We start from the raw sequence: 25,653 nt of genomic DNA on the forward strand, positions 1-25,653 counted from the left end.
GGACGATCATTATGGCATTGTTAGAAGTTAGACGACTATCAAAAGTCTATTCAGACGGTACAACGGCGCTTCAGGATATTAGCTTTGAGCTACATAATGGAGAGTTTATTGTCATTATCGGTCCGAGTGGAGCTGGGAAAAACACGCTTTTACGCTCGATTAATCGTCTTGTTAAACCAACAGCCGGCGAGTTGTTATTTAAAGGCCAAGAGATTGTAAGTGCAAATGCCTCTCAGTTAAAGAAGCACCGACGTGAGGTAGGGATGATTTTTCAACGGTTTAATTTAATTGAGCGTTCTTCTGTTTTGCGCAACGTTCTTCATGGACGCCTAGGTTATATGAATATAGTTAGAGCGGTGTTGAGCCTTTTTTCAAAAGAAGATAAGGATGAAGCGATTCGCTTTTTGGAGCGAGTTGGCTTAGGTGAACAAGTGTACAAGCGTGCCGATGAATTAAGTGGTGGTCAGCAGCAACGTGTAGGGATCGCGCGGGCCATTGCGCAAAAGCCATCTCTCATTTTAGCTGACGAACCGATTGCGAGCCTTGATCCGGTTTCCTCAGAAATTGTGATGGATCAGCTCTACTCCATTTGCAAAGAAGAAGGGATTGCTTGTCTTTGTAATTTACATCAAGTTGATGTAGCGAAGAAATATGCGACTCGTATTATCGGAATTAATAATGGAGAGAAAGTATTCGATGGGCGTCCAGAAGAGTTAACAGATACGATCATTGAGCGAATTTATCGTGGAAGTAAAGAGCAGAAGGAGGAAATGGCTTCGTGAAACAGGAACACCTTCTTGAAGTGCGCCGTAATAAGAACATGCTTGTTTGGAGCTTCGTCATCGTCCTAGTCCTGTTAACGATATGGTCTGCATTTGAAACAGGCTTTTCGATCCCTTCTCTTTTTTCAGGAGCGACTCAAGCTGTTTCGTTTATGATTTATGATTTATTTCCACCTGATTTTTCTGTGCTAGCAAGCTTAATTCCTCCGGCACTTGATACAATTTACATGAGCTTTGTGGCGATGGTCATCGGAGCGATTATCGCAACGGGCTTAGCTTTTTTGGCGGCAGCAACGACGTCACCACATCCAAGTGTGCAAATATTCATGCGGGGGTTTAGTTCGTTATTCAGAAATATTCCTGTGTTTATTTGGGCGATTGTTTTAACGGCTTCTTTTGGTCTTGGGGTATTAGTTGGGACGTTATCTTTAATTATCGTTTCTGTTGGAGCGCTGACGCGAGCATTTGCAGAGGTGCTTGAGGAAATTGATATGGGTCAACTAGAAGCGGTTAAGGCAACTGGAGCGAACTATTTTCAAGTATTAGCACAAGGTGTCATCCCGCAATTTTTGCCGGGCTTCTTCGGATGGTCGTTATACATGCTAGAAATTAATGTACGTGCTTCAACGATTATTGGAATGGTTGGCGGTGGAGGATTAGGCTTTGTCATTCAGTCTAATATTAAGCTATTCCAATATGGACAAGTATGTATGGGCGTTATTCTCATTTTGTTTATTGTTCTAATGACAGAGTGGCTAACAAATCAAATTAGGGAGCGAATTATATGAGAGGAGATATCGTCGTTCATAAGGCTGAAACAAGTCAGCGTGAAAAGAAAAATCGCTTTATGCGGAGCGTACTTATAGGTGCTATACTCTTTTTCTTCTTCTCGTTGTATCAATTAAGTATTGATTACGGTAGGTTGTTCTCAGGTGTGTGGACCTTTCTCCAAACGTTGACAGTCATGGTTCCACCTGATTTCACCTATTGGCGAGAAGTGTTAGCAGCAGCATTAGAGTCGCTTCAAGTGGCAATTGTCGGGTGTGTCCTTGCGATTATCATTGGTTTTGGGTTAGCATTCCCAGCAGCCGAGAATTTAACACCTCACCGAACGATTTCGTGGCTGTTAAAAGGGTTCGCCTCACTTGTACGAGCCATACCTACGTTAATTTGGGCACTTATTTTTATTGTTGCCGTAGGAATGGGCCCTTTTCCAGGAATTTTAGCAATTATGATTGGATCAATTGGGATGTTAATTAAAGTTTTTGCTCAATCGATTGAAGAAGTAGATCAAGGTGTCATTGAGGCCATGCAAGCAACGGGAGCGAATTGGTTTGCGGTCATTGTACAAGGCGTCATTCCTACTGTTATGACTGCCTTATTAGCTTGGTGCATTATGCGCTTTGAAGGCGATATTGCGGAGTCAACGATTTTAGGTGCGGTTGGTGCTGGTGGAATTGGCTGGGAGCTGATGCATGCGATGCGCCTCTATCGCTTTGACCAAGCGTTCTTTGTCGCACTCGTAATCTTTGTCATGGTATTTAGTGTTGAATTTGTATCAAATAGATTGAAAATGAAATTAAAGCATACATAAATGGTGGTGGAAGAATGAACGTACAACAACCGAATCGATTAATAGAATTTACAGGAACATTTAATTTTCGTGATCTAGGTGGCTATGAAACAACGGATGGACGAAGAGTGAAATGGGGCAAGATTTTTCGGTCTGGAAATATAAGTATGCTAGATGAACAAGATATGAGACAAGTGCAGCAGTTAGGAGTTACAGCGATTTGTGATTTGCGTGCGGATGATGAACTAGAACGATTTCCAACCCCTTTCATGGAATTCATTCAGTTGTATCATGTTCCTGTCATTCCGAGTAATGGGGAAGAAGAGTATCGTCAAGCACTTGATTTAACGGAAGAATTTGTCAAAAGAATATCAAAGCCTGGGGATTTATTAACACAATTAAATGAGAAAATGACTGATCATACAAAGGCGTATCGAAAGGTATTTGATGTGTTATTAGAAGAAGAAGGAGCCGTTCTTTTTCATTGTATGGCTGGAAAAGATCGTACCGGAGTGATGGCTGCACTTATTTTAAGTGTCCTAAATGTTCCGAGAGAGATCATTGTAGAGGATTATTTATATACGAATCGTTCATCAGATCGCTTAAAGCAAAGCTTAGCCACTCATAATCATGAGCATATCAAAAAGCTAGATACTAAGGTGGTTGAGGCGATGCTTGAAGCTCGTACAGAATACATTGAAGCTTTTTTTAAGAAGATTGATCAAGATTATGGAAATGTTTACAAGTACATGACGAATGCAATCGGATTATCGGAAGCCGAAATTCAGTTGTTGCAAGAGAAATTATTGGAACGAGTATAAGAGGTGTGATAACCGATAACGCGCTACATGTGGACTTTTCATTCCGCTATTCTCTCTATGTTGCTCTTTTTCGTGCCGTATCGGTTCCTCGTTCCTCTATTTTGGCTTTAATGACTCAATTCGAACTCAATTGCTTGATTAGTGGAATGAGGATTACCTTTTCTTTTAAATGGGGGTTGTTTCCTCTGTATAGCAGAATAAGGATTACCTATTGGCTAGCACATGGGTATTCGAAATGAGGAGGGGTGGCTTCACTTGGCGCCAGCTTGATATAAGAACCCTACTCGTTTTAAAACCAAGTAACTGGTTAAAAGGCACTAGAGAAGTTAAAAACTAGAGGGCACTGAAAAGTCAATTTGTACTTTTCAGTGCCCTTCTTAATACGATTTTAACTGTGGAGGCAAAAATCGTGAAATATTTTCATACCTGAATTGTCATAAATGTTTGTTCATTAAAAGAAGTTCATAAATGTCATTCGTTCAACTAAGTCTGTTAGAATGCTTTCGCTTACTAAGTAGGACAAGAAACCGAGTGCGACATAAGTAAGGAAAATGCCATAAAAGGTATCTAATCCTCCGCTATTTTCCTTGTGAAGCGAGAAAATCGTAACAGCGATTGCTACAAAGTAACCGAGTGAAGCAAGAACAACTAAAAGAACGCTAAAGGTAATGACTGATACTAGAATAAGGATATTGGCCACAATTAAAATAGCTGTAGGAATGGTCATAAAAGATCCAAAACGAGCAAGGATCGTTTTATAATTCACATTAACTTTCATCAATTTGGCAACACCGAGCATGATGCCTGTTAGAATGAGAAGCATAATAATAGATACGACAGCCGGCATTAGAACGATATCAGAGAATGAAAGAGGCATAAAGCCCATGCTCATTTTGCGAATAACGTTATATAAAAAGAGTGGTAGCAAAATTGAATATAAAATCATTGAAATAAGGCCATTGATCATATTATTTTCCCCAAGTCGAGCGGAAAATTGATACGGTTGTTTTAATGCAGACTTCGCAAAGGAAAAATATTGCTTACCGACCTCTTTACTTTGCTCTAAATAAGCATTTTGTGTAGGTTCATTAGTACTTGCAGCAGCTACCTCTTTCGTATCAGAAGTTTTTGCACCACAGCTTGTACAAAATTTTGCTTCGGCTTCTAAAGGTGTTTGGCAATTTGTGCAGTTTGTCATTAGAAATCCTCCTTTATTATTTAGATCCGTCACGCTGAACGGTATCATCATTATGCTCAAAATAAGAGTAATAATAGTTTACGATGGTCCAACTATCTTCTGATGAATCATAGGATAATGAAAGCTCTAATGATTCTGTTGTTTCGTCAGTCATCATGTCACCAAACCAATCATATTCCTCTTCAAATACAAATTGAACGGGTAAATTCACGATATGCTGTTCATCGTAGTAGCTTAAATAAGCGGTATGTGGATTGAAGGATGCTTCAAGAAAGTCCATTGAATATTCTCGGTCCTCATCGAAGTAATATTCAATATCTGACTTCACCGAACTAGAAACAGTGGTAAGGCCAGAGCTATCATTATTCGTAATAGCGTTGGCATATTCTTTAGCAAACTGAAAAGCAGTTTCAACGACGTTATCAGCAATTTCATTCGTTAATAATCGATTCACTGATAAGTAAATGTAGCTATGGTCGATGACTTGCTTATCTGTGACAACCGTTCCCCACGGGAAATCGAGTTCGGCATGAACCTCATAGCTACCATCAAGGGAAATGGGACCAAGTGCTTCATCATATTGATCCTCTAACGAAAATTCAATATTCTCATCGTTAATATAGATCCGCGAGTCATCAACAAAGCCTTCATAATCAGAGTCAATGACAATATAGTCTCCATATAAATAAAGGTCGACATACGTGTTGTTCCAGCTAGGATCCATTAATTGTAATTCATTAGAACTTTCCAGTAACGAATAATCGCCTGTATATGAGGCACTTACTTCATAAATACCTGGCATGTATGGACCGAATTCTTGTTCAAAGTCTTCTTTGGAACTGATCATTAATTCTTCACCATTTAATGTAATGATGGCATCTTCATAGTTCGTTGATAAGGTGAAATAAAAAGGCATCACTTGGATACGGTAACGATCAAAGAAGAAAGCTGTCTTTCCAACTAGTTCTAATGAAAAAATAGATGAATCCTCATAATAAAAGTCATCAGGGTGGTTTTGATCATAAAAATCGGCTTTGCTTTCTAATTGATCCATTAAAAAGTCATAGTATGAAGGATTGTTGTTTAAATATGTAATTAAACTGTCCACACTAGCTTCATCAATGGTCATCCGTGAGTCATTTGTATAGAGTAAAGACATGACTCTGCTTGTATCCTCTGATAAAACCGCAGCTTTAAAGTTTTCAACGACTTTATGTTGGTTGGTGAAGGATGATCCAACTTGATAACTAATAAATAATAAAATAATAGCAGAGAGAATGGCTCCCCCAATCATTTTTTGCTTTTTTGAAAATGATTTGAAAGAAAAAGAGGGTTTACTTTCAGTTGCTTGTACGTTAGATGTTGCTTCATTGTTTGGCTGTACGGATGTACCGCATTCAGCACAAAAAACGGCACCTTCTTTTAATTGAGTGCCACATTCTTTACAAAAAGTCATGGTTGCTCCTCCTAGGTCTAAGTTGTTTATATAAACACTGTATGATCAGTGTGATTTTGATTAATATAATGTAAGATTGTTTAATATTGAAACTATTAATACGGGTATAGTATACAGGAAAATAGTCATGAATGATAGGGGATATATAGACTTTTGTATTAGTTCAAACGAAATAGACAGGGAATGGTAATGAATTATAATGAAACTCAATACAAATTTTAAGTACTCTTAACAGTTTCTTAATCATTTTTTTGTAATATTAAATATGGAAGCTCAAAGAAAATGACTAAGGAAAGTTAGGAAGTTCCTTCATGAATGAATCTATTTTGTTATTAGATGCAAGCAACAATATGATAAGTAAGTTAAAAAATCATTTACCTAATTATAAATTTTATCATGATAAGACAATTGAACAGGCATTAAGGGATGCTATAGTAAAACATGTAAGCTTAATCATCATCATGAAGGATCACTTCATGGAGACAGGTGGATATTTATGCCAGCAATTTAGAATGCACAATATTCAGACTCCCATTGTTGTTGTTTCCTCTTCTACAGATGAGTATGATATGGTGGTTGCTTATGAATTAGGAGCAGACGACTATGTGATGCTTCCAATTAATGAACGGGTTTTGTTAGCAAGAATAAAGGCCCAAGTACGTCGAAGCTATTTGTGCAATATGAAACGTTTTGAAATGGATTCAGAGCGAATTTTAACCGTTGGTAAGCTGAGGATATTTCCTGAAAGTTATAGGGTAGAAGTGCAAAATCGCAAATCGGATCTAAGTGGAAGAGAGATGAAACTGTTACTCTTTTTTTATGAAAACAAAGGTAGAGTTTTAACCCGCTCAGAGCTATTAGAAATCTGTGATTCCAGTGATGAACGGATTATCGATACATATGTAAGTAAGCTAAGAAGAAAGATTGAACCGAAGCGATCGAAGCCAACGTATATCGAAACGGTTAAGCATGTTGGTTATCGCTTTCGGACGCCGGTCATCGGTTCAACAGAAGAACAATAAATGATGTAGAGTGTGCCTGTTCAGGGTTATGTACCTGGACAGGCACTTTTTTAAAGAAGCCTATTTTCAGAAAAGCTCAATTTCTTTGTAACAACAACTATACATGGTGTCATGGAAAAAGGTATTACTAAGGAGCCATTAGGCCTATTAGTCTAGCACGTCTATTAGTAGTGTCGAACAGAGATATTTTTTAGATAGATAAGTCGAATAATTCGAGCACCCAACAAAAAAGTTCGCTAAAAAGAACATCAGAGGAGATTGTATTTCTTGTTCGTTTAATAGATAGATACCCTGTAAACATATATGTAATCGTTTTAATTAATTGGAATTTAGTTCTGTTCTATTATCGACAAAAGTAGTCAAATTCAACCTATTGTTCTTCATAAAGAACGATGGTACCTTTGTAGTAGAGAGTAAGGGTGACAAATCTTATTTTAGGAGGTGATAACATTGCCACTAGTGCGCTTGAAAAGCATATGGACACCGTTAATGTTAGTTGGTATAAAATTATTGAAAGATGATTATGGTGCTTATTATATTAAGGTATGGGGATCGGATTTAAAAAAGTTAGGTTAATTTTGGCATTATACAATTCATAATTTCATTATTGAATGATTCAATATTATAATGTAGAGAGCGATGTAGCATTTTGGGTCAATAAGACTTTCGGATGATAGAAAGAAGCCAGAATTCAAGTTCTGGCTTCTTTATTATGAAAGAAAACCCGTTTCAATCCAATATTGATAGAGAAAATCGAATGATTCATACAACAGGCTATACGTTAAATTTTTGAATCGATTGCTGCAATTCTTCAGCTAAGTGAGCAAGTGAGCTTGCTGATGATGCGATTTCTTCCATGGTAGCCAATTGCTGCTGAGAAGAAGCGGAATTTTCTTGGCTCGACTCTACATTTGATTGTGCGATTTGTTGGATCGATTCAACTGATGTAAGTACGTGTTCACTAACACTAGTCATTTCTTGAATAGATGCAGAAACTTCCTGCACTTTTGCTGTGACGATTTCGACGCTTTCCTTAATATCGCTGAATGTGTTTGTCACCTGATCTGTTGCAGCGACACCTTTGCTAAAGCGCTCATTTCCGCTTTCCATAGAGCTTACAACTCGGTCGGTTTCCGTTTGCATATCAGAGATCATCTCATAGATTTTATTGGCTGACTTTCCAGACTCCTCCGCTAGCTTTCGTACTTCATCAGCTACGACAGCAAAGCCCTTTCCATGTTCACCGGCGCGAGCGGCTCGATGGCTGCATTTAAGGCTAATAGGTTTGTTTGTTCTGAAATCCCTGTAATGAGGTGAATAATTTCACCGATTTCAGCTGACTTCTTACCTAGATTTGTGATGGAAGCAGATGTATCATTCATTGATTCAGCGATGGCATTCATTTGCTCATTTACTAATTGAATGGCCTTAGAGCGTGATCAGTTGATTCCGCCGTTTTCTCAGAGTAGGATGCCATCTCATGACTATTATGTGCAATTTGTTGTAGGCTTCTATTCATTTGTGTTAATGAGCTAGACACTTGATTAATACTTTGTAGCTGCTTATCTGCCCCTTCAGACGTATTCAAGGCAAGCTGGGTCATTTGCTCAGATGCGCGCGAGCTTTGTTCCGAGCTAGCAGACATTTGCTCTGAGCTTGCTGAAACTTGCTGACTTGCTTCAGATGTTTTTAATATAAGCTGACGCAGTTGCTCTTGCATTGAATGAAGGCCCTGTGCAAGGGAAGAAAGCTCATCTTTTGATTTTAATTTCATCGGTTCGCCTGTTAAATCACCCTTTGCAATCGCGTTAAGTCGTTGTGTGATTTTCTTTAGGTTGGACGAAAGGTATCGACTAAAGAACAGCGCATAGATGACGGAGCCTGCAACGATGACAATCGTTAAAATAATCGATAATCCTACTGTTCGTTGGTAGGAAGAGTTATTTGCTTCAAGCAGTTGTTCTGCTTCTGAATCATTGATTTCAACAAGTGCCATTAAATCAGCTGATGTCGACTCAAATAATTGCATACCTCCATTTAAGCCTTCTCGAGCATCATCATATCTTTGCGATGAAATGAGTCCTCTGTTATTTCGTACACGGCGCTCAAAGCTAGACCAGCTTTCAGAGAAATGTTCAAAACGCTCTCTCTCAGCAGATGTTAAAGGCAGTTGTTCATACTCATCTAAAATAATGCTTATCTCATCTAAATTTTGAATCGCTTCATTTGTTAATGAAGGATCTTCATTAATAATCGATTGCACCATTAGAAAGTTGGTGTTTTCTGTTAATCTTGCAAGGTCAACGAGATGTTTCGTTGGAACAAGTCGTTCATGGTAAATGGTATTCGCATCACGATTTAATTCTGTCAAATTATAAATCGCATACAAAAGTAGTCCTAAACAAACTAGGATGACACCTAAAAATGAAAATAGTAGTTTCTTTTGTAAATTCATGATTTCCTCCTAAGCGTATGATTTCTCTCCATTGTTGCTACCTCTTGATCTTTATTTTTTTATTTAATAAAGAGGTCTTTTATACTATAATACCATTTTTTTCGAATAGTACAAATGTAGTGAACTTGTCATATTCAAGGAGATACAACTATATACTGTATCGTCACATGGTTTCTGTTTGTTCAGTGATAGAGACATGAAATTTTTAAAGGGGGATGATGGTACGGTGAAAAAGATTGGATTAGTTGTAGGAGCAATGCTGCTTCTTGTACTAGCTGCATGTGGTTCAGATATTGAAGATGTAACGATTATGACTGGGGGAGAGCAAGGGACGTATTTTCCATTAGGAGCTGCGCTAGCTAACAATATTATTAATGAGCATGTTGATGGGGTGAATGCCGAATCAGTAACCTCTGGTGCATCCGTTGTAAACATTAATGGTCTTGTAGATGGCGATGCCCAAATGGCGCTCGTACAAAATGACATTGCTTACTATGCAAGTGAAGGGATTAATATGTTTGAAGAGGAAGGGCCATTATCTGGATTTCATGGAATTGCGACTTTATACCCAGAAGTGATTCAAATCATAACATCAGCAGATAGTGGTATTGAGACCGTGGAGGATTTAGCGGGAAAAAGAGTGGCTGTTGGTGACTTAGGATCTGGTGCAGAGGCAAATGCCAAACAAATTCTTGAAATCCATGGCATTACGTATGAAGACATTTCAGAAGAATATATGGATTTTGGGACAGCAGCTGGAAATATTCAAGATGGCAATGTCGATGCTGCATTTATTACAGCCGGCTTACCAACAGGAGCGGTTGAGGCATTAAGGGCAACAAAGGAGCTTCGTCTCGTTGAAATTAGTTCTGATAAGCTTGGTGAATTAGCAGCTGCTTATCCATATTATACAGAATTTGTAGTGGAAAGTAGTGTATATGGGACGGATGGAGATGTCACAACAGCAGCGGTTTTAGCGATGTTAGTCGTTGATGAAGATTTAGAGGAGGATTTGGTCTATGACATAACAAAAGCGATGTTTGAACATGTTGACCAATTTAGTAATGCACATCAACAAGGTACAAATATAACGTTAGACTCTGCACTTGATGGGATGCCGATTACGATTCATCCAGGAGCTCAACGTTATTTCGATGAACAATAAACTTAGAGGGATAAACAAAAAGGCTTGGCGTTTTGGCGCTGCCTTTTTATTTATCCTCCTCATTTGGCAGTTAATCGCTATGTGACAGCTACTGATTATTTGCAGTTATATGATCAGACGGAAGGAAAGGTTATATGGGAATCTCCGATTATAGCAGAGGAGACGTTCTATCATGAGTATACTCATTCTGTTGCATTAACTCCTGTCCGAGAGTATTACAAGATGAATACGGAAGGGAATATGGTGGCAACAGAAAGCTGGGTACAATCCTTTGGAGCAGGAGTACCTTATGAGCGCAAAGACAAGCTGTTGTATATCGATGGCTTTTATGTGATTGAGGAGGAACGAGAGGTAGAAGCGTTAACGATTATGCCATCCTCTTTGTTTCCACATTCCTTTTATTTTAAAGAGAATACGGTAGATTTAACCACTTATGAAGGTCATAAGCTTCACATTCGAATTGTCCGTCAATGAGAGGAGGGATTAAGTTGGAGCGTGATCAGAATCAAAAAGTCAATGAGCTTGCGGGAAGCGATCGAGTGGTCAGAGGTTGGATGGCGATGCTTATATTAGTTATTGCGGTCGTCATGTCGATCTATCACCTATATACAGCAGGATTTGGTTTAATGCCTGGTGTTGGAACACGGTCCCATATGATTATTCACTTATCGTTAGGACTAGCACTTGTCTTTCTTATTTTCCCAATTAAAAAAGGCTTAACCAACAGCGGATAGCGACATATGACTTTGTCATTGCCGGAATAGCGATTGTCGTAGGATATTATTTATATGCCAATCAAACATCACCTTCGATATTATCTGGACGTATGACGTTCATTGATTTACTTGTTGGAATTGTCTTACTGCTTTTAGTGATAGAAGCTACACGGCGAGTCGTTGGTAAGCCACTCGTCATTATTGCTTGTATATTTATGACGTATTTCTTCATCGGTGGCTTTCTTAGTCCGCCTTTTCGCCATACACGTGCTAATTTTCAGCAATTTATTTATGAAATGGGCTATACGACATCTGGTATTTTTAGTACACCGTTATCCGTTTCGGCAACGTATGTGTTTATCTTCATTTTATTTGGAGCCATATTAGAAGCGACAGGTGCAGGAAAGATGTTTATTGACCTTGCTTTACGAGCATTTGGAAAGTATAAAGGAGGACCAGCGAAAGCGGCGGTTGTCTCTTCAGGAATGCTCGGCTCTATATCAGGTAGCTCCGTGGCAAATGCTGTAACAACAGGAACGTTTACGATTCCATTAATGAAAAAAGTTGGCTTTAAGCCACAAGTGTCAGGTGGAATTGAAGTAGCTGCATCGTCAAGTGGTCAGCTTCTGCCGCCCATTATGGGGGCTGCAGCCTTCCTTATGATTGAATATACACCCTATACGTATGCAGAAATTATTAAATCTGCTGCCATCCCAGCCATATTAAGCTATATCGCGATTTTGTTTATGGTTCATTTAGAAGCGTCAAAACACCACATTACAGGACTTCCAAAGGAAGCGCTCGTATCTGGACGGAAAACACTTATCCAGCATGGCTATTTAATTTTACCTGTTATCGTGCTTGTTTACTTTTTAGTGCAAGGAAAAACGGTACCAAATGCAGCTTTTTTTGCGATTATATTGTTACTTGTGCTCGCAAGCTTCACACATCGATTGAGAGAACGCTTCGGTGCAGGTATGCTCGTTGCAGGGGGAGTCGCGGTTATCGCGTTTGCCTTACATTATTTCTTTGCATGGCGATTAGAGGTTGCGGTGATGGTGACGATTGGAATTGTCGTTGCGCTACTTGTCGTTTTGTTACAGCGAGGCTTTCATATCCAATCAGCTCCTGTACGCTTTGGATTAAGAGAGCTTATTTCTGGTCTAGAAATGGCAGCACGAAATTCTTTAACCGTTGTCGTTGCTTGTGCAACAGCTGGGATATTAATTGGCGTCATTAATTTAACTGGATTGTCAGCTAAGCTGCCAACGATTATTGTCAATTTTGCCGGTGAACACTTATTACTTGCTCTTGTTTTTACATTAATAGCATGTTTAATTTTAGGATTAGGGTTACCGACGACTGCCACATATGTTATTTTAGCAGCGATGGTTGCCCCGGCACTTGTACAAATGGGGGTGCCGATTATGGCAGCACATCTCTTTGTCCTTTACTATGGCATACTAGCTGATGATACGCCTCCCATTAATCTGCCTGCATATGCTGTTTCGGGAATTGCGAAATCAGAGCCGATTCGAACTGGGATACAAGGGTTTAAGTTCGACTCTGGCGCTTTGTTATTACCTTTTGTGTTTACGACAAATACAGCTATTTTACTTTTGCCAGAACAAGCAGGTATGTATAACTGGTTGGAAATAGCTCAATATATTTTCACCGCACTCGTTGGTATTTTGGCATTTGTGATGTTCATCCAAAACTATTTACTTGTGCGATTAACGATTATTGAACGACTACTTGCTCTTGTGACAGCACTTGTCTTTATTCACGGATCAAGTATGACAGATATCATTGGGGTCTTCCTGTTCGTAGTGCTAATGGCATGGCAAGTGATCCGAAAAAGGAACAGTGAAGTAGAAAAAGATCACGAGCTTAATAAACAGTAAGTAGTTAAAATAAAATAATTACCTCTGTTAGAAAAGAAATTGGGACAAATGTGTTTTCGTGAATGGGAATAAAAATAAATATATGGCAGGTCAAATAATCCGCACCTGCAATATATTACGCTACGGTATCTAGATGTTCGTCTTCTCAGTTAAACAATTTAGGCTCTTCAAACCGTAAATGGAAAAGCCTTTGAGAAACGACTCTCGAAGGCTTATTACCCGTTTCCCGCACCTCAGGAGCGAAGTCAAAATGACTTATGATGGACGTACACTCTGCCTGTCGATTTTGATCTGTTTTAACGTGAGGCTGCTTTTATCTTGCTGTACTCATTCATTGCTCATACAACTCAATAGGTAAGCCATCTGGGTCTGGAAAGAAGGTGAAGCGCCTTCCTGTTGTTTCGTCTAAACGAATAGGCTCAACTGAAACTCCGTTTGACTCAAGCTCAGCTTTTGCTTCTTCCACATTTGGAACTGAAAAAGCTAGATGGCGTAGCCCTTGAGCTTCAGGATAGCTAAGACGTTTAGGGCTGTTCGGAAAGGAAAACAGTTCAATTTGATTAAGCTCACCTACAGCTAAGTCGAGCTTATAGGAATCACGTTCCTCACGATAAGTTTCTTGTATAATAGATAGCTTGAGAATTTCTGTGTAGAAATGTTTAGATTTTTGATAATCAGAACAAATAATGGCTACATGATGAATGTGTTTCAAGTTCATGACAGGTTCACCTCTAATTAAATATTCATACTACTTTTTTACTATTTTCCACTTTTCCCTACTTATTTCATCAACTAACCTTGTTATATAGTATAATAGAATTAAGGAAAAAAGTAGCCCTAGTAGTAAATTAATACAATGTGAGGTTATGCTTATGGTCATAAATTTTTGCCCGACATGTGGAGCAAAAAAAGAAGAAGGAGCGAAATTTTGTGGTTCCTGTGGATTAGATCTTGAGTTATTTAATGGAGAGAATGTGCAGGAGGACTCGAGTGAAGAAGAGCAAGCAGAAGAGTTACGGCCGACCTCTAGAATTCCTAAACTATCAGAATATTCGTCTGTGATCTCGTATATTGCTAATGTATGTATGTTACTATCATTAGTGTGGATTTACGTTGTAGCTCGAAGGATCGTTGCACATGGCGAATATACGATTGTGCCACTAATTGCGCCAATTGTCGTGCTGCTATTGCTTTTATTCATCAGTCTGTTTTTGTATGATCGTTTTAGAGGCTATGCCCTTTGGGGAACGATTGTTTTATCTGTTATTGCATTTATTCCGTTTATCATGTTGTTCATTGATTATACAAGAGTATTTTCTAATGGGATGATTTCAAGTGCAGACCGAATGGGATTTATTGTATTAGCTATCCTACCATTAACGTTATTGAGTATCATTGTACTATCCCAAATCTCTTTCCTAGTTTGGACATTTATGAGAAATAAGATAGAGAGCACCGAGGATGCACAGCAAGCAATTGAACAATAATATAAAGAAAACGTCTAGTGATTGACCGACCGGAATCACTAGACGTTTTCTTTATTACTATGTAGCTCATGATAGTTAGAGCATGCTGGATAGAAATGTAACTCCTACACCAATGGCGATCGCAATTATTGGTACAACTACATATGTTACTAAAAATTTCTTGCGCTGTTTCCGTTGCGCAATTTCTTCCGGTGTTAAATACAAGATAATAGCCTCCATTAGTCTATTTCACCATACAGAGAAGACACTATTATATTTGTCGGCTGGCGCAAAATTCTAAATTTTAGCCCCTGTCAATTTGTGTTAACTGTATGAACTGATTTAGACTTTCGTATGATATATAGCAGTATACTAGGAAAAAAGAAGGGAATCGATCCTTTTTAAGAAAAACAGGACTATTTTACTATTATATTGGCACCTTTTATAATGAACAAGTTTTGAATGGCATTTTTGATTATTTTTCATATGATCACGCCGTCTAAGTATGGTATTCTTTTTTTGATTAACTTATGATTCTCTGTCCTAGATGAAAGAGATACGATTTTATTTTGAGTTTGAGAAAAAGTAATCAAAAGAGGTGAACGATAAGTGGAGAAATCACTATTATATGTAGGTTTCCTTATATTGTTAAGTGGGTGCTTCTCTTCTGGTTCAACTATGTCGCTATTAGATGAAGAAGTCATTGCAATCGGTGTTTCTGAATCGGAAGGGTTCGGAGGAATTAACGAAGAGATTATGCTCTTCATTGATGAACAGGACGAGCTAGACGCTCTCATTCATATCATTGAAACAGCACGAAAAGAGAATGAGATCAAAATGACCGATGTACAACCTGAATTTGACTTGTTAGTAGAATATAGTGAGGTAGATGGAATGTTACCGACTCATGGATTACATGTCATTATTGGGATGGATGGCGAGAAAAGTATTTTTTATTATATTGGCGATGAGACAGCTTATGTAACCTCAGAGGAAGACACGAGTGTTATGAGAGAAATGTTGTTGAACGATTGAATAACACTCGATTCAGAGTCTATTTGTGCGGTATAATATGAAGGGAATATGAATCAAAAGAAATGAAGGTGAGTGGGTAGCATGGGTCGTAAATGGAATAATATTAAGGAAAAGAAAGCTTCCAAGGATGCAAATACGAGTCGAATCTATGCGAAATTTGGACGTGAAATATATGTCGTTGCCAAACAAGGTGAGCCAGATCCGGAATTGAACCAAGCGCTAAAGGTCGTTCTAGAACGTGCGAAAACGTATAATGTTCCAAAAGCAATCATTGATCGTGCTATTGAAAAGGCGAAAGGTGGCGAAGAAGAAAATTACGATGAGCTTCGTTATGAAGGCTTCGGCCCTAATGGCTCGATGATTATTGTCGATGCCTTAACAAATAATGTGAATAGGACTGCATCAGAAGTTCGTGCTGCTTTCGGTAAAAATGGTGGGAACATGGGGGTAAGTGGTTCGGTTGCCTATATGTTTGATGCGACAGCTGTTATCGGAGTCGATCAAAAGAATGAAGAGGAAGTGTTAGAGCTTTTAATGGAAGCGGATGTTGAAGTGCGAGATTTGTTTGAAGAAGATGAAGCTGTCATTGTATATGCTGAGCCTGAGCAATTTCATGCTGTTCAGGAGGCTTTTAAGCAAGCTGGTATTACAGAGTTTACTGTTGCTGAGTTAACGATGCTTCCGCAAAGTGAAGTGTCATTAGCGGCAGATGATCAAGTGCAGTTAGAGAAGTTAATTGATGTATTAGAAGATTTGGAAGATGTGAAGCAAGTGTACCATAATGTTGATTTAGCTTAAAAATCGCAAAAACGGGTATAAAATAATAAATGCTTATGAAAAATAAGTGATTGTAGACAACGAGGAGTGATACCGATGAAAAAGTGGATTTTTACATTGTTATTTGTATCTTTTATAGTGGTAGGTTGTAGCCAAGATGACAACGATATTGACATTGAGCAATTAGAGGCTGAGTATGAAGAGTTACTTGAGAAAATCGAAGAAAAGGAACTTGAATACGAACAGCTAGTAGAAGAGGTTGAGCAACTTCGCCAAGAACTAGAAGAAGCAGAAGGTGATTCTGATTCGAATGAGGAATCAGATACAAATGGCGATAATGGTGAAGGTGGACAAGAAGAAGAGACTGCTGAGGAGACTGTCGAAGGGATTGACGGTCGATTACGCTAGATCAAGGTTATTATATTATTGGTGCGGACTTACCGGGTGGTAACTATTTGGCTCAAGCTGATGGTGCGGAAGGCTTACTAAGCATCAGAGGTCCAGACGGTGCGACCAAGTATGAAAACATCGTTTCAAATGAAGGTGTGTCGATTGAGCTTGAGCAAGGAGATACGTTTGAAATTGAAGTATCAACGACGTTAACAGTTGAATAACAGTAAAAACGAAACAAGCACAGTGAGCGATAATATCGGCTGTGCTTGTTTTTGTATAAAGTGAGGGAACGATAAAAATGCAAGGATAGGAGTGTAAGTCTTCCTTATAACATCATTGCTGCGAGCCAACCAAATAATAGCAGTGGGATATTAAAGTGTAAGAAGGTTGGGACGCATGTATCCCAAATATGATTATGCTGACCATCAGCATTTAAACCAGCTGTTGGTCCGAGTGTACTGTCAGATGCAGGAGCTCCAGCATCACCTAGTGCGCCAGCTGTTCCGATTAAGGCAATAATCGCTAATGGTGAAAAGCCAGCAGCTACCCCTAATGGGACGAACAGTGTTGCGATAATTGGGATAGTTGCAAAAGATGAACCAATGCCCATTGTGATGAACAAACCAATAATTAGCATGAGAAGAGCAGCTGCAGCTCGATTGTCGCCGATCATATTCGTAGCTTGTGTGACAAGTAAATCAACGTGACCAGTTTCACGAATAACAGCAGCAAAACCAGAAGCTGTTAACATAACAAAGCCAATGAAAGCCATCATTTTCATTCCTTCTGTGACCACTCCGTCCGCTTCTTTCCATTTCAAAGAGCGTGTAGCAAATAAGACGATTAACCCTGATAATGCAGCAGCAATCATCGATTCAAAGACGGTTTGAACGATCAAAGTAATAAAAATGGCAGCAGCCGCTGAAATGACAGACCGCTTTGTATAGTCTTCGTTTGTTTCAGATGCGCCTATCACCGGCTTGTTCTCATAGGTTCTCTTTTTTCGGTAAGTGAAAAGGACGGCGATGAGTAAACCGATGACAAGACCGATCGTTGGTAACAGCATCGCAGTTGGAACGTCTGATAAGGCAATCGTTAATTGATTTTCATTCATATTGTCGGCAATAATTCCGTGGAAGATTGCACCAAAGCCATATGGTAAGAAAATATAAGGAGCTGTTAATCCGAACGTTAAAATGGTAGCTATTGCACGTCGGTCCACTCCTAATTCATTTAGAATTTGTAAAATAGGTGGAATAAGAATCGGAATAAAGGCAATATGAATCGGGACAGCATTTTGCGAACAACAGGCGACAATGGTTAATAAGAAAAAAATCAGTGCCTTTGATAATGCAGCTTTTCGCGAATCATTCTTTGTTCCGACTAAGCGGAGGACGAACTTGACCATGACGTCAGGTAAGCCGGTTCGGGCAACGGCGACAGCGAAAGCACCTAGCAATGCGTAGCTTAATGCAACAGAAGCTCCTCCGCCTAACCCTTCATTAAAGGTAGCCATTGTGTGCTCGAAGCCTAAACCGCCAACAAGACCACCAACAAGTGCACCAATCGCTAATGCAAGAACAACGTGCACTTTGGATAAACTAAGAATAAGCATAATTAAAACAGCTATTAAGACAGCATTCATGGTGTATCATCTCCAAAACCCTTTAGTTTGATAAATCGCTAATATGTGAAAGTCTTTATCAAACTATCATTTTTCTAGAATAATGTCAATCTATAATCCAATGTAAGGTTTCGAGCTTATATAGAAAAAAGCGTAAGATTTCCTTACGAAAAGGAGGACAATCTGTCATAGTCGTCGTACATTATACATAATCATAATGAACTGGCTGATCAAATTAAAAAGAAAAAAGGAGAGTGCAATGATGGAAAGAGTCGTTGAAAACAATGCTAGAGTAAATAAATATTATTTAGCTGAAATTGATATTAACCCTAAAAAGCATCAAACGGAACGCTGGAGCTGGGACATATACATTTCAACAACTGAAGACGATCAACATTATGGTAAGGCTCATGCTCCTGGTAGAGGGCTTGAAGTTCCGTGGACTCAGCTAGAGAAGCCGGACTTTTTAGCTGAAATGATTGATTTATGTGAACAGAAGATTCCCTGTGTGCTGTAAGAAATACACTTAACTTTATTTACTTTAATTAAAAGGAGGAGGCTGGGATAAAAGTATTTTAAGAAATGAGAAGCCGAACAAATCAAGAGTGGAGCACATTCACCGCTCCTGAAATATACTTCGCTTTCCGCGGGAAGCTGGTGAGCCTCCTCGTGCTACGCACTGTGGGGTCTCACCTTTGCTTTTCATTCCGCAGGAGTCTACGTATATTTCATCCGTTACGTTGTCTAAATGTTCGGATTCTCAGCTAAACACTTTTGTTTTGTCCCAGCCTCTACTCTTTAAATAAGTGGCTGTCACAGATTCGTTCCATTACTCTGCTTTGAGTTACTTTGCCTGTACGGCTCTTGGCTCATCCTCTATGTGAGGCCACTGAAAAAGGACAAATCGACTTTTTCAGTACCTTTCATTTGATTAGCGATGGCTTCACTCGTTGCTTAAAGGGCACCAAAAAAGTTAAAAACCAAACTTTTTCAGTGCCCTCCCTCTATGTCACACGTAGAGTCGGTTGACATGCACTTGCATTCACACTTGCAGTTGCACTCACAACTTTTACTCATATTGTCACCTCCAATCATTGGAATAATGGATTGCATGATAGAAGACAATTGATAAATAAAAAAGATGCAGTGTGTATTTCATTGTATGGACACAGGTCGTGTGTTCCTATGAGAAAACCCTTTATAAGTAGTTATCATTACATTTATGATTACGACAATAACTAGGTGCATTGGTTTTATTTTGGCTGTACTCAATAATGTTGCCATATCGGTCTGATTCAATATGGCAGCAATTGGTTAAGAGCGTTTTTAAATTCTTTTTCCCTCTTTGTACTCTCGATTTTGCCCCTGAGAACGAAAGGCCTAAGTGTTCACTTAATTTTTTTTGACTCATTCCATCTAGTTGTGTCAGCTTAATAGCTTCTTTGTATATAGCTGGTAGCTGATTGATCATAGGCGTGATGCACATGGCAAGTTCAGAATTGAAGTTAGGATCTGTCGATATATCAAGTGCCTCAATTTATCTGGCAATTTAGTTGACGGCTTTTGCTTTCTATAGTAATCAATAATCGTATTTCTTGTTATTTTATATATCCAAGGGAGTATCCTTTCCTCGTCTTTCACGGTGTTTATATGAGCTGTGATCTTTATAAATACTTCTTGTATGATGTCTTCTGCAGTAGCTTGATCAGAAACGCGTTGGGTGACGAACTTCTTTAAAGGCTCATGAAACTGTAGCCATAAACGTTCAATATCCATATTAGTCCCTCCATTTAAATGATATGTGTTCCTAAAGAAGAAAGACGTTTAAAAAAGCAAATGGACGCAATGTGTCATAGCAACGTATAAAAAATAATTTCATGCTGTATACGTCTCTCTCTACTTGATCATACTTGTTCATAAAGGAGGAGAGGGTCTATGCATGAAGATTATTATATTGTAAAGGGGATTTTGTGGGTGTATTATTAAGCTTACCGTTGTGGTTGTCATTGTTTGGATGGGTGAAGATATTAAGCGGGATATTATTATAAGGAAAGCGCAGAGTCCGGTGTGACCTTTTCTGCGCTTTTTTAGATACTCGTATAGTAGAAGCCACTGAAAAAGTCCTTTCTAGTAACTGAAAGAAGAGTAATGGCTCCGCTCGTTGCGCGCCTTGCTATGAATAAACCACTCATATCAAGACTTTCAAAATCGGGCAACGGCACGCACATTACTTAGAGGGCACTGAAAAAGTGAAAATCGTACTTTTTCAGTGCCCTCGTATAGTAGGTTCCCTTTAATTAGTAAGCAACTCATATAACGCTTCGGCCCATAGTTGATGGCCTTGCTCATTCGGGCGAGCACTATCAATATAATTTTGTAAATCAGGATCGTCAGTTGCTGGCCAAGCGAACCAATGATCAACAAACAAATAACCCTCTTGCTCAGCGAATTGTTCCAATGCCTCGTTTTGTTGTAAATAATATTCAGCACCATAGAGCGGATTTCCAGGCATTAAAATGATTTCGGTCTCTTCTAATCCTACTTCAAAAGAAGATAATATTCTTCCTAGCATTTCAATTGAGTCCTCTTTCATTAACAACCCATTGTCATTTAATAAAAATGGCTCAATCAGGAGAACATCTGGTTGGAGATTATTCACTTCATCAATATGATCACTTTCAGCTACTTCAAATGTATTCAAGCGGTCTACATCAACAATGTTCATCGTTAGCTGAACATCCTCAGCGCTGCTTTGTAAGGAAGCAGCTAGTAAGTTCGGCCAAGAGTCCTCTGCGTTATCAAGTGTAATCGATGTGGAGCCTAATACGGCTATATTTAATGTACCATCTGCACCATATTGATTAATCCATTCGCTAAGTTTCCCACTAGCTGAGGTAGGTGTTGGCTGATCGTTTGCCCCCTCGGATGAATCGTCATTGTCTAATGCTTCATCCTCATCACTTGGTTGCTCGTTATCACGCATTTCTTCTTCGCTCACATCTACATCTGTCTGATTGGCGTCATCGGCTATCGTTTGAAGCTTCTGTTGATAATAGTAATGTCCTCCGATAATTAAGATGATGGCTAACACGATCGTGCTAATAAATAACGTCGTTTTCAAAACAAATTTTCCGCCCTTCTTTAATTTCAAAGATTATGATGATTTTAGTCATCCTCGGTTTCTTGTTGTTCCTCTTCTCCATTCTGGATTTCTATAAAGACTGCTGTAATTGATTTCGATTGATCCATTGTGACTGTAAGAGTCTTTCGTGAACCTGATGCATGTCCTTCCCAATGACTAAACTCCCATCCACTATTAGGACGTGCTTCAAGTGTAATTGAAGTTCCCTTTTCTATTTCGTGTTGAGTACGATTGGATAGGACTATCCCATTTCCTCTACGAGATACAGTCAGTTGAACTTTCTCTGGTTTTGGTTCTTCCTTCTCTGCCTCTCTGTTGTCATCATTATTCGCCGGTGGCTTCTCCTCTGCTGATGGAGGCGGGCTTGATGAACCGTTATTGCTACTATTATTGTTGTTAGAAGGTGTACTTGTGCCTGAGTCTGAATTGGCGCCTGAGCTAGACCCCGAATTCGTATTAGTGCTACTTTGTCCACCTGATGATGGTTGGATTTCTCTGAAAATAGCTCGTAATGATGTATCTTCATTCATCGTAATGGTAAAGGATGGTTGTGTACTTTCCTTTGTGCCTGTCCATCGAACGAATTCCCAGCCTGAATCAGGTGTCGCTTGTAACGTAACGGTTTCGTTAGCTGAAAATGTCGAGCCGGGTTGGTCCTTCGTTACGGTACCAGAGCCTGATTTGGATAAGGCTAATGTATATTCACCTGTTTCGCGTGTGAATACAGCCATAATGGAGAGATGATCATCTACGGTGATATCTCGTTTAGTATCAGAGCCTTCCAAGTCTCCTTCCCACCTTGCAAATGTCCAGCCTTGAGCAGGAATCGCTTCAATTGTAATAAGTGTTCCTGGTTCGTACGTGTCCTGATCTGGGAAGATCGCTACTTGCCCTTCTCCTGTAACATTCGTTAACACCGTATGGTTGTCACCAGAAATTCGAACATCCAAAGAGGAGGTCAAGCCATCAGCTGTTGCGTGAATCGTTTCAATGCCCTCTTCTTCAGCAAGAAATTGAATCGTTTGAGTATTGCTTTCGTGTTCTACTAGTGTACCAAGCTCTTTTTCTAATGCCCACTCTGGAATAATGTCCATGACTTCATCATTGCTGTCATATGCCACGATCGAAAGCTCTAACTCTTGGTTCATTGCAAGTAAAGGTGTTTCATCGATGTTTTCCCAGACGATTTCTTCGGCAACTTGTTCTTTTACTTCGATCGTTAATTCGCGCTCTATAGAACCAGATTTGGCAACAAGGATGGTTTCCCCAATGTCGGTTCCCTCAACTCGTAAACCGAGGTCGTCCTCCTCATCAATGATAGTAGCAATATCATCATCCTCACTCGACCACTCCGCCTCAAGAGGGATCATGCGGCTTTCCCCGTCTGACCAAACGAGTTCAATAGCGCGTTCGTGTCCAATTTGAATAAAAGGACGTTCAATATGAATTTGAATGTGATCCATAAATTGATCGTACGTTTCTTGAAACTCTTCTCTGTCTGCTTGTTGCATGCCAAGCTCTAGAGTGGCAATAGCATCGGTTAAGTTGGATTGACTAATGTATAAATCGGCTAAATGTGTATAGAAAATCGATACTTCTGGTTGTAGATCAATACCAGCCTTTAATGTTTGTTCAGCTAAATCAAGTCTAGCGATGCCAACGTAGCTATGGGCTAATCCGACACGTGCATTGATGTGCAAAGGATCGATTGCTAGAATTTCTTTATACAGTTCAATACTTTCATCGAACTGAGCTTGGTCAAAGGAATTTTTTGCCTCAAGCTCTAATTCTTCAATCTTACCACTAGATTCGAAAGGGAAAAAAAGCATGGCCCCGACACCAATTATAATAACAAAGCTGATAATGGAAATGACAGCTTTCTTAGACATAGAAAACACCTTCTTTTACTAGTTGTTAGGTTAAAATATTAGAGGATAATTAGAATAATTGCTAGAATACTATTTTTATTATAATAAAAGCATCCAAATAAAGGAACAGTTCATAGCAAAAAAGAGTGAACGATGTTGAAAGAAATTCTCTTATGATATAGTTACGATAAAGGAGTGAGTAGTGATGATTCTTGTTACCGGTGGAGCTGGTTATATTGGAAGCCATACTTGCGTTGAGTTGCTTGAGGAAGGCTACGACATCATTGTCGTAGATAATTTATCTAATAGTCATCGTGAAGCGATTAGAAGAGTAGAGCGAATTACCGGGAAAACGTGTGCCTTTAAGCAGGTGGATCTGTTGGATTATGAACAGCTAGAGACAGTTTTTGAAAAATATAGCATTGATGCGGTCATCCATTTTGCTGGATTAAAAGCAGTTGGTGAGTCTGTTGAAATACCCTTGCACTATTATCATCAAAATGTGACAGGAACGATTTATTTATGCGAAGTAATGCAAAAGTATGGAGTGAAAAAGCTCGTATTTAGCTCATCGGCAACAGTATATGGATTATCTGAAGAAGTCCCTTTAGTTGAAACGACGCCACTCGGAGCAACAAATCCTTATGGACGGACGAAGCTCGTTATCGAACAGATGCTAGGTGATTTGTTTCGTGCTCATCCAGATTGGTCGATTGCGCTACTGCGTTATTTCAACCCCGTAGGAGCACATACTAGTGGACTTATTGGTGAAGACCCAAATGGAATTCCGAATAATTTAATGCCTTTTATTACTCAAGTAGCAATCGGAAAATTAGACGAGCTCACGGTATTCGGTGATGATTATCCAACAAAAGATGGGACAGGCATTCGTGATTATATCCATGTCGTTGATTTAGCTAAAGGGCATGTGAAAGCACTTGAGAAATTAAGCGAATCCACTGGGATAGATGCGTATAATTTGGGGACAGGGAATGGGTATAGTGTCCTGGAAATGATTCAGGCCTTTGAGCGAGCTTCAGAGCGAAATGTACCATATGTCATAAGTGAGAGACGTCCAGGAGATATTGCGATTTGTTATGCCGATCCGACAAAAGCATTTCGGCAGTTAGATTGGAAAGCTGAAAAGGGAATCGAAGAAATGTGTCGCGATGCATGGTATTGGCAGAGGATGAATCCTAACGGGTTTGCTGAATAGTCGGTTAGAGAAAATGGAGAAAAGACAGCGAATCAACAATTGAGGCGCTGTCTTAATTACTGCAATCTTTGCCCTACTTTACAAGGTTTTCGTTTGCTTTTTTCTCGATGTATTTCAACACATCATCGCGAAGATCATCACGGTTTAAGGCAAAGTCAATGGTTGCCTGGATAAATCCGAGCTTATCACCGACATCGTAACGTTTTCCAATAAATTCACATGCTAATACAGCTTGCTGCTGGTTAAGCTTAACGAGCGCATCTGTTAATTGTATTTCATTCCCCGCACCGGGCTCAAGCTTCGCTAAAATATCAAATATTTCAGGACGCAGAACGTAACGTCCCATAATGGCGAAGTTCGATGGTGCCTCTGCAGGTTTAGGCTTTTCGACTAATGTTTCGACATGAATGACATGCTCTTCGATTTCATTGCCTTTTGGTGCAATAATGCCGTATTTTGAAACGTCCTCATCGGCTACAGGCTGAACGCGACAACAGATGAATGGTAACGATTGTATACATCGATCAGCTGCTTTAAACAAGGAGTATCTGACTCAACAATATCATCGCCTAATAGAACAGCGAAGGGCTCGTCGCCGATAAAGCGGCTAGCACAAGCAATCGCATGCCCAAGTCCTTTTGGTTCCTTTTGGCGAATGTAATGAATGTTAGCAATATTGGATATTGACTGAACCTCTTCTAGAATCTCGTATTTTTCTTTATGAGCTAATGTTTCTTCTAGCTCATATGATTTATCAAAATGGTCTTCAATAGCTCGTTTTCCACGGCCACTCACGATAATAATATCTTCAATACCGGCAGCTACTGCTTCTTCCACAATATATTGAATCGTTGGCTTATCGACGATCGGAAGCATTTCTTTCGGCTGAGCTTTCGTAGCAGGTAAAAATCGTGTTCCAAGACCTGCAGCTGGAATAATGGCTTTACGAACTTTCATGAACGGTCACCTCTTAAAGATAATGTCAATCTATTTTATCATAAGTATTAAATGAATGTTTCATTCCAAACAATGTAAATCGT

General features: G+C 39.3%; 25 protein-coding genes and 3 pseudogenes. 17 read left to right on the top strand and 11 right to left on the bottom strand.

Translation table 11 applies throughout. The annotated features are described in order from the left end of the window. The first annotated feature begins 11 nt into the window (after positions 1 to 11). Genes phnC through JCM9152_RS13075 form a run of 4 tightly spaced genes read left to right on the top strand, consistent with a single transcriptional unit; the run spans position 12 to position 3,176 of the window. Complete coding sequence (gene phnC, locus JCM9152_RS13060; RefSeq protein WP_035345028.1) at positions 12 to 782, top strand: phosphonate ABC transporter ATP-binding protein; 771 nt, start codon at positions 12 to 14, stop codon at positions 780 to 782. After that, entirely contained in the window at positions 779 to 1,570 is a 792-nt protein-coding gene (phnE, locus tag JCM9152_RS13065; RefSeq protein ID WP_035345029.1) for a phosphonate ABC transporter, permease protein PhnE, read from the top strand. The genes phnC and phnE (JCM9152_RS13065) overlap by 4 nt, the downstream gene beginning before the upstream one ends. Then, positions 1,567 to 2,376 (top strand): phosphonate ABC transporter, permease protein PhnE, encoded by an 810-nt coding sequence (gene phnE, locus JCM9152_RS13070; RefSeq protein ID WP_052015949.1) that lies wholly within the window; start codon positions 1,567 to 1,569, stop codon positions 2,374 to 2,376. Before phnE (JCM9152_RS13065) ends, phnE (JCM9152_RS13070) begins: the two co-directional genes overlap by 4 nt. 14 nt (positions 2,377 to 2,390) lie before the next feature. Beyond that, positions 2,391 to 3,176 (top strand): tyrosine-protein phosphatase, encoded by a 786-nt coding sequence (locus JCM9152_RS13075; protein WP_052015951.1) that lies wholly within the window; start codon positions 2,391 to 2,393, stop codon positions 3,174 to 3,176. A 451-nt stretch (positions 3,177 to 3,627) separates the two neighbouring features. Here the strand turns inward: JCM9152_RS13075 and JCM9152_RS13080 are convergent, their stop codons facing one another. Together JCM9152_RS13080 and JCM9152_RS13085 are read right to left on the bottom strand one after the other, a co-directional pair. Further along, on the bottom strand, positions 3,628 to 4,374 hold the full coding sequence (locus JCM9152_RS13080; RefSeq protein ID WP_035345031.1) for a zinc ribbon domain-containing protein: 747 nt from the start codon (positions 4,372 to 4,374) through the stop codon (positions 3,628 to 3,630). A gap of 16 nt (positions 4,375 to 4,390) precedes the next feature. Then, positions 4,391 to 5,830 (bottom strand): zinc ribbon domain-containing protein, encoded by a 1,440-nt coding sequence (locus JCM9152_RS13085; RefSeq protein WP_035345033.1) that lies wholly within the window; start codon positions 5,828 to 5,830, stop codon positions 4,391 to 4,393. 311 nt (positions 5,831 to 6,141) lie between these two features. On the opposite strand from JCM9152_RS13085, the gene JCM9152_RS13090 reads away from it, so the two are divergent. Beyond that, on the top strand, positions 6,142 to 6,852 hold the full coding sequence (locus JCM9152_RS13090; protein ID WP_035345035.1) for a response regulator transcription factor: 711 nt from the start codon (positions 6,142 to 6,144) through the stop codon (positions 6,850 to 6,852). A 450-nt stretch (positions 6,853 to 7,302) separates the two neighbouring features. Further along, complete coding sequence (locus JCM9152_RS23740; protein ID WP_268870736.1) at positions 7,303 to 7,428, top strand: hypothetical protein; 126 nt, start codon at positions 7,303 to 7,305, stop codon at positions 7,426 to 7,428. A gap of 198 nt (positions 7,429 to 7,626) precedes the next feature. Here the strand turns inward: JCM9152_RS23740 and JCM9152_RS13095 are convergent. Then, positions 7,627 to 8,255, bottom strand: a pseudogene (locus tag JCM9152_RS13095) (methyl-accepting chemotaxis protein). Between the two features lie 11 nt (positions 8,256 to 8,266). After that, complete coding sequence (locus JCM9152_RS13105) at positions 8,267 to 9,307, bottom strand: methyl-accepting chemotaxis protein (RefSeq protein ID WP_035345040.1); 1,041 nt, start codon at positions 9,305 to 9,307, stop codon at positions 8,267 to 8,269. A gap of 226 nt (positions 9,308 to 9,533) precedes the next feature. On the opposite strand from JCM9152_RS13105, the gene JCM9152_RS13110 reads away from it, so the two are divergent. The 4 genes from JCM9152_RS13110 to JCM9152_RS13120 are packed head-to-tail and all read left to right on the top strand — an operon-like array spanning position 9,534 to position 13,092. After that, on the top strand, positions 9,534 to 10,472 hold the full coding sequence (locus JCM9152_RS13110; RefSeq protein WP_035345042.1) for a TAXI family TRAP transporter solute-binding subunit: 939 nt from the start codon (positions 9,534 to 9,536) through the stop codon (positions 10,470 to 10,472). Between the two features lie 24 nt (positions 10,473 to 10,496). Continuing rightward, complete coding sequence (locus JCM9152_RS13115; RefSeq protein ID WP_035345044.1) at positions 10,497 to 10,946, top strand: DUF1850 domain-containing protein; 450 nt, start codon at positions 10,497 to 10,499, stop codon at positions 10,944 to 10,946. Positions 10,947 to 10,960: 14 nt separating this feature from the next. Beyond that, positions 10,961 to 11,206, top strand: coding sequence for a hypothetical protein (locus JCM9152_RS23340; protein WP_235715711.1), 246 nt, complete (start codon positions 10,961 to 10,963; stop codon positions 11,204 to 11,206). Positions 11,207 to 11,238: 32 nt separating this feature from the next. Beyond that, positions 11,239 to 13,092 (top strand): TRAP transporter permease, encoded by a 1,854-nt coding sequence (locus tag JCM9152_RS13120; protein WP_235715716.1) that lies wholly within the window; start codon positions 11,239 to 11,241, stop codon positions 13,090 to 13,092. A 331-nt stretch (positions 13,093 to 13,423) separates the two neighbouring features. Here the strand turns inward: JCM9152_RS13120 and gloA2 are convergent, their stop codons facing one another. Further along, complete coding sequence (gloA2, locus tag JCM9152_RS13125) at positions 13,424 to 13,810, bottom strand: SMU1112c/YaeR family gloxylase I-like metalloprotein (protein ID WP_035345046.1); 387 nt, start codon at positions 13,808 to 13,810, stop codon at positions 13,424 to 13,426. 154 nt (positions 13,811 to 13,964) lie between these two features. On the opposite strand from gloA2, the gene JCM9152_RS13130 reads away from it, so the two are divergent. After that, positions 13,965 to 14,579, top strand: coding sequence for a zinc ribbon domain-containing protein (locus JCM9152_RS13130; protein ID WP_035345049.1), 615 nt, complete (start codon positions 13,965 to 13,967; stop codon positions 14,577 to 14,579). 75 nt (positions 14,580 to 14,654) lie between these two features. Here JCM9152_RS13130 and JCM9152_RS23745 read toward each other — a convergent pair whose 3' ends face one another. Continuing rightward, entirely contained in the window at positions 14,655 to 14,783 is a 129-nt protein-coding gene (locus JCM9152_RS23745) for a hypothetical protein (RefSeq protein WP_268870734.1), read from the bottom strand. A 384-nt stretch (positions 14,784 to 15,167) separates the two neighbouring features. On the opposite strand from JCM9152_RS23745, the gene JCM9152_RS13135 reads away from it, so the two are divergent. From JCM9152_RS13135 to JCM9152_RS22670, 4 genes are all read left to right on the top strand, one after another. Further along, positions 15,168 to 15,593, top strand: coding sequence for a hypothetical protein (locus tag JCM9152_RS13135; RefSeq protein WP_035345052.1), 426 nt, complete (start codon positions 15,168 to 15,170; stop codon positions 15,591 to 15,593). A gap of 81 nt (positions 15,594 to 15,674) precedes the next feature. Beyond that, positions 15,675 to 16,391, top strand: coding sequence for a YebC/PmpR family DNA-binding transcriptional regulator (locus JCM9152_RS13140; RefSeq protein ID WP_035345054.1), 717 nt, complete (start codon positions 15,675 to 15,677; stop codon positions 16,389 to 16,391). 75 nt (positions 16,392 to 16,466) lie between these two features. After that, positions 16,467 to 16,778, top strand: a complete 312-nt coding sequence (locus JCM9152_RS13145; RefSeq protein WP_035345057.1) for a hypothetical protein — start codon at positions 16,467 to 16,469, stop codon at positions 16,776 to 16,778. Positions 16,779 to 16,825: 47 nt separating this feature from the next. Further along, positions 16,826 to 16,984, top strand: coding sequence for a hypothetical protein (locus tag JCM9152_RS22670; protein ID WP_156314997.1), 159 nt, complete (start codon positions 16,826 to 16,828; stop codon positions 16,982 to 16,984). Positions 16,985 to 17,088: 104 nt separating this feature from the next. Here the strand turns inward: JCM9152_RS22670 and JCM9152_RS13150 are convergent, their stop codons facing one another. Next, positions 17,089 to 18,408, bottom strand: coding sequence for a Na+/H+ antiporter family protein (locus tag JCM9152_RS13150; RefSeq protein ID WP_035345060.1), 1,320 nt, complete (start codon positions 18,406 to 18,408; stop codon positions 17,089 to 17,091). Between the two features lie 241 nt (positions 18,409 to 18,649). On the opposite strand from JCM9152_RS13150, the gene JCM9152_RS13155 reads away from it, so the two are divergent. Beyond that, positions 18,650 to 18,904, top strand: a complete 255-nt coding sequence (locus tag JCM9152_RS13155) for a hypothetical protein (RefSeq protein WP_035345063.1) — start codon at positions 18,650 to 18,652, stop codon at positions 18,902 to 18,904. 681 nt (positions 18,905 to 19,585) lie between these two features. Here the strand turns inward: JCM9152_RS13155 and sigZ are convergent. The 3 genes and pseudogenes from sigZ to JCM9152_RS13170 all read right to left on the bottom strand — a co-directional run bounded on the left by sigZ (position 19,586) and on the right by JCM9152_RS13170 (position 23,418). Beyond that, positions 19,586 to 20,163 (bottom strand): annotated as a pseudogene (sigZ, locus tag JCM9152_RS24305) (RNA polymerase sigma factor SigZ). A gap of 517 nt (positions 20,164 to 20,680) precedes the next feature. After that, complete coding sequence (locus tag JCM9152_RS21440) at positions 20,681 to 21,508, bottom strand: SGNH/GDSL hydrolase family protein (RefSeq protein WP_148296505.1); 828 nt, start codon at positions 21,506 to 21,508, stop codon at positions 20,681 to 20,683. Positions 21,509 to 21,552: 44 nt separating this feature from the next. Then, on the bottom strand, positions 21,553 to 23,418 hold the full coding sequence (locus tag JCM9152_RS13170; RefSeq protein ID WP_035345065.1) for an InlB B-repeat-containing protein: 1,866 nt from the start codon (positions 23,416 to 23,418) through the stop codon (positions 21,553 to 21,555). A gap of 181 nt (positions 23,419 to 23,599) precedes the next feature. Here JCM9152_RS13170 and galE point away from each other — a divergent pair, with 181 nt between their 5' ends. Further along, positions 23,600 to 24,613: a UDP-glucose 4-epimerase GalE gene (galE, locus tag JCM9152_RS13175; protein ID WP_035345067.1), complete on the top strand. Its 1,014-nt coding sequence runs from the start codon at positions 23,600 to 23,602 to the stop codon at positions 24,611 to 24,613. A gap of 73 nt (positions 24,614 to 24,686) precedes the next feature. Here the strand turns inward: galE and galU are convergent. Continuing rightward, positions 24,687 to 25,570, bottom strand: a pseudogene (galU, locus tag JCM9152_RS13180) (UTP--glucose-1-phosphate uridylyltransferase GalU). Between the last annotated feature and the right edge of the window lie 83 nt (positions 25,571 to 25,653).

It is taken from the genome of Halalkalibacter hemicellulosilyticusJCM 9152, assembly GCF_000513115.1.
GTDB classification, from domain to species: domain Bacteria; phylum Bacillota; class Bacilli; order Bacillales; family Bacillaceae_D; genus Halalkalibacter; species Halalkalibacter hemicellulosilyticus.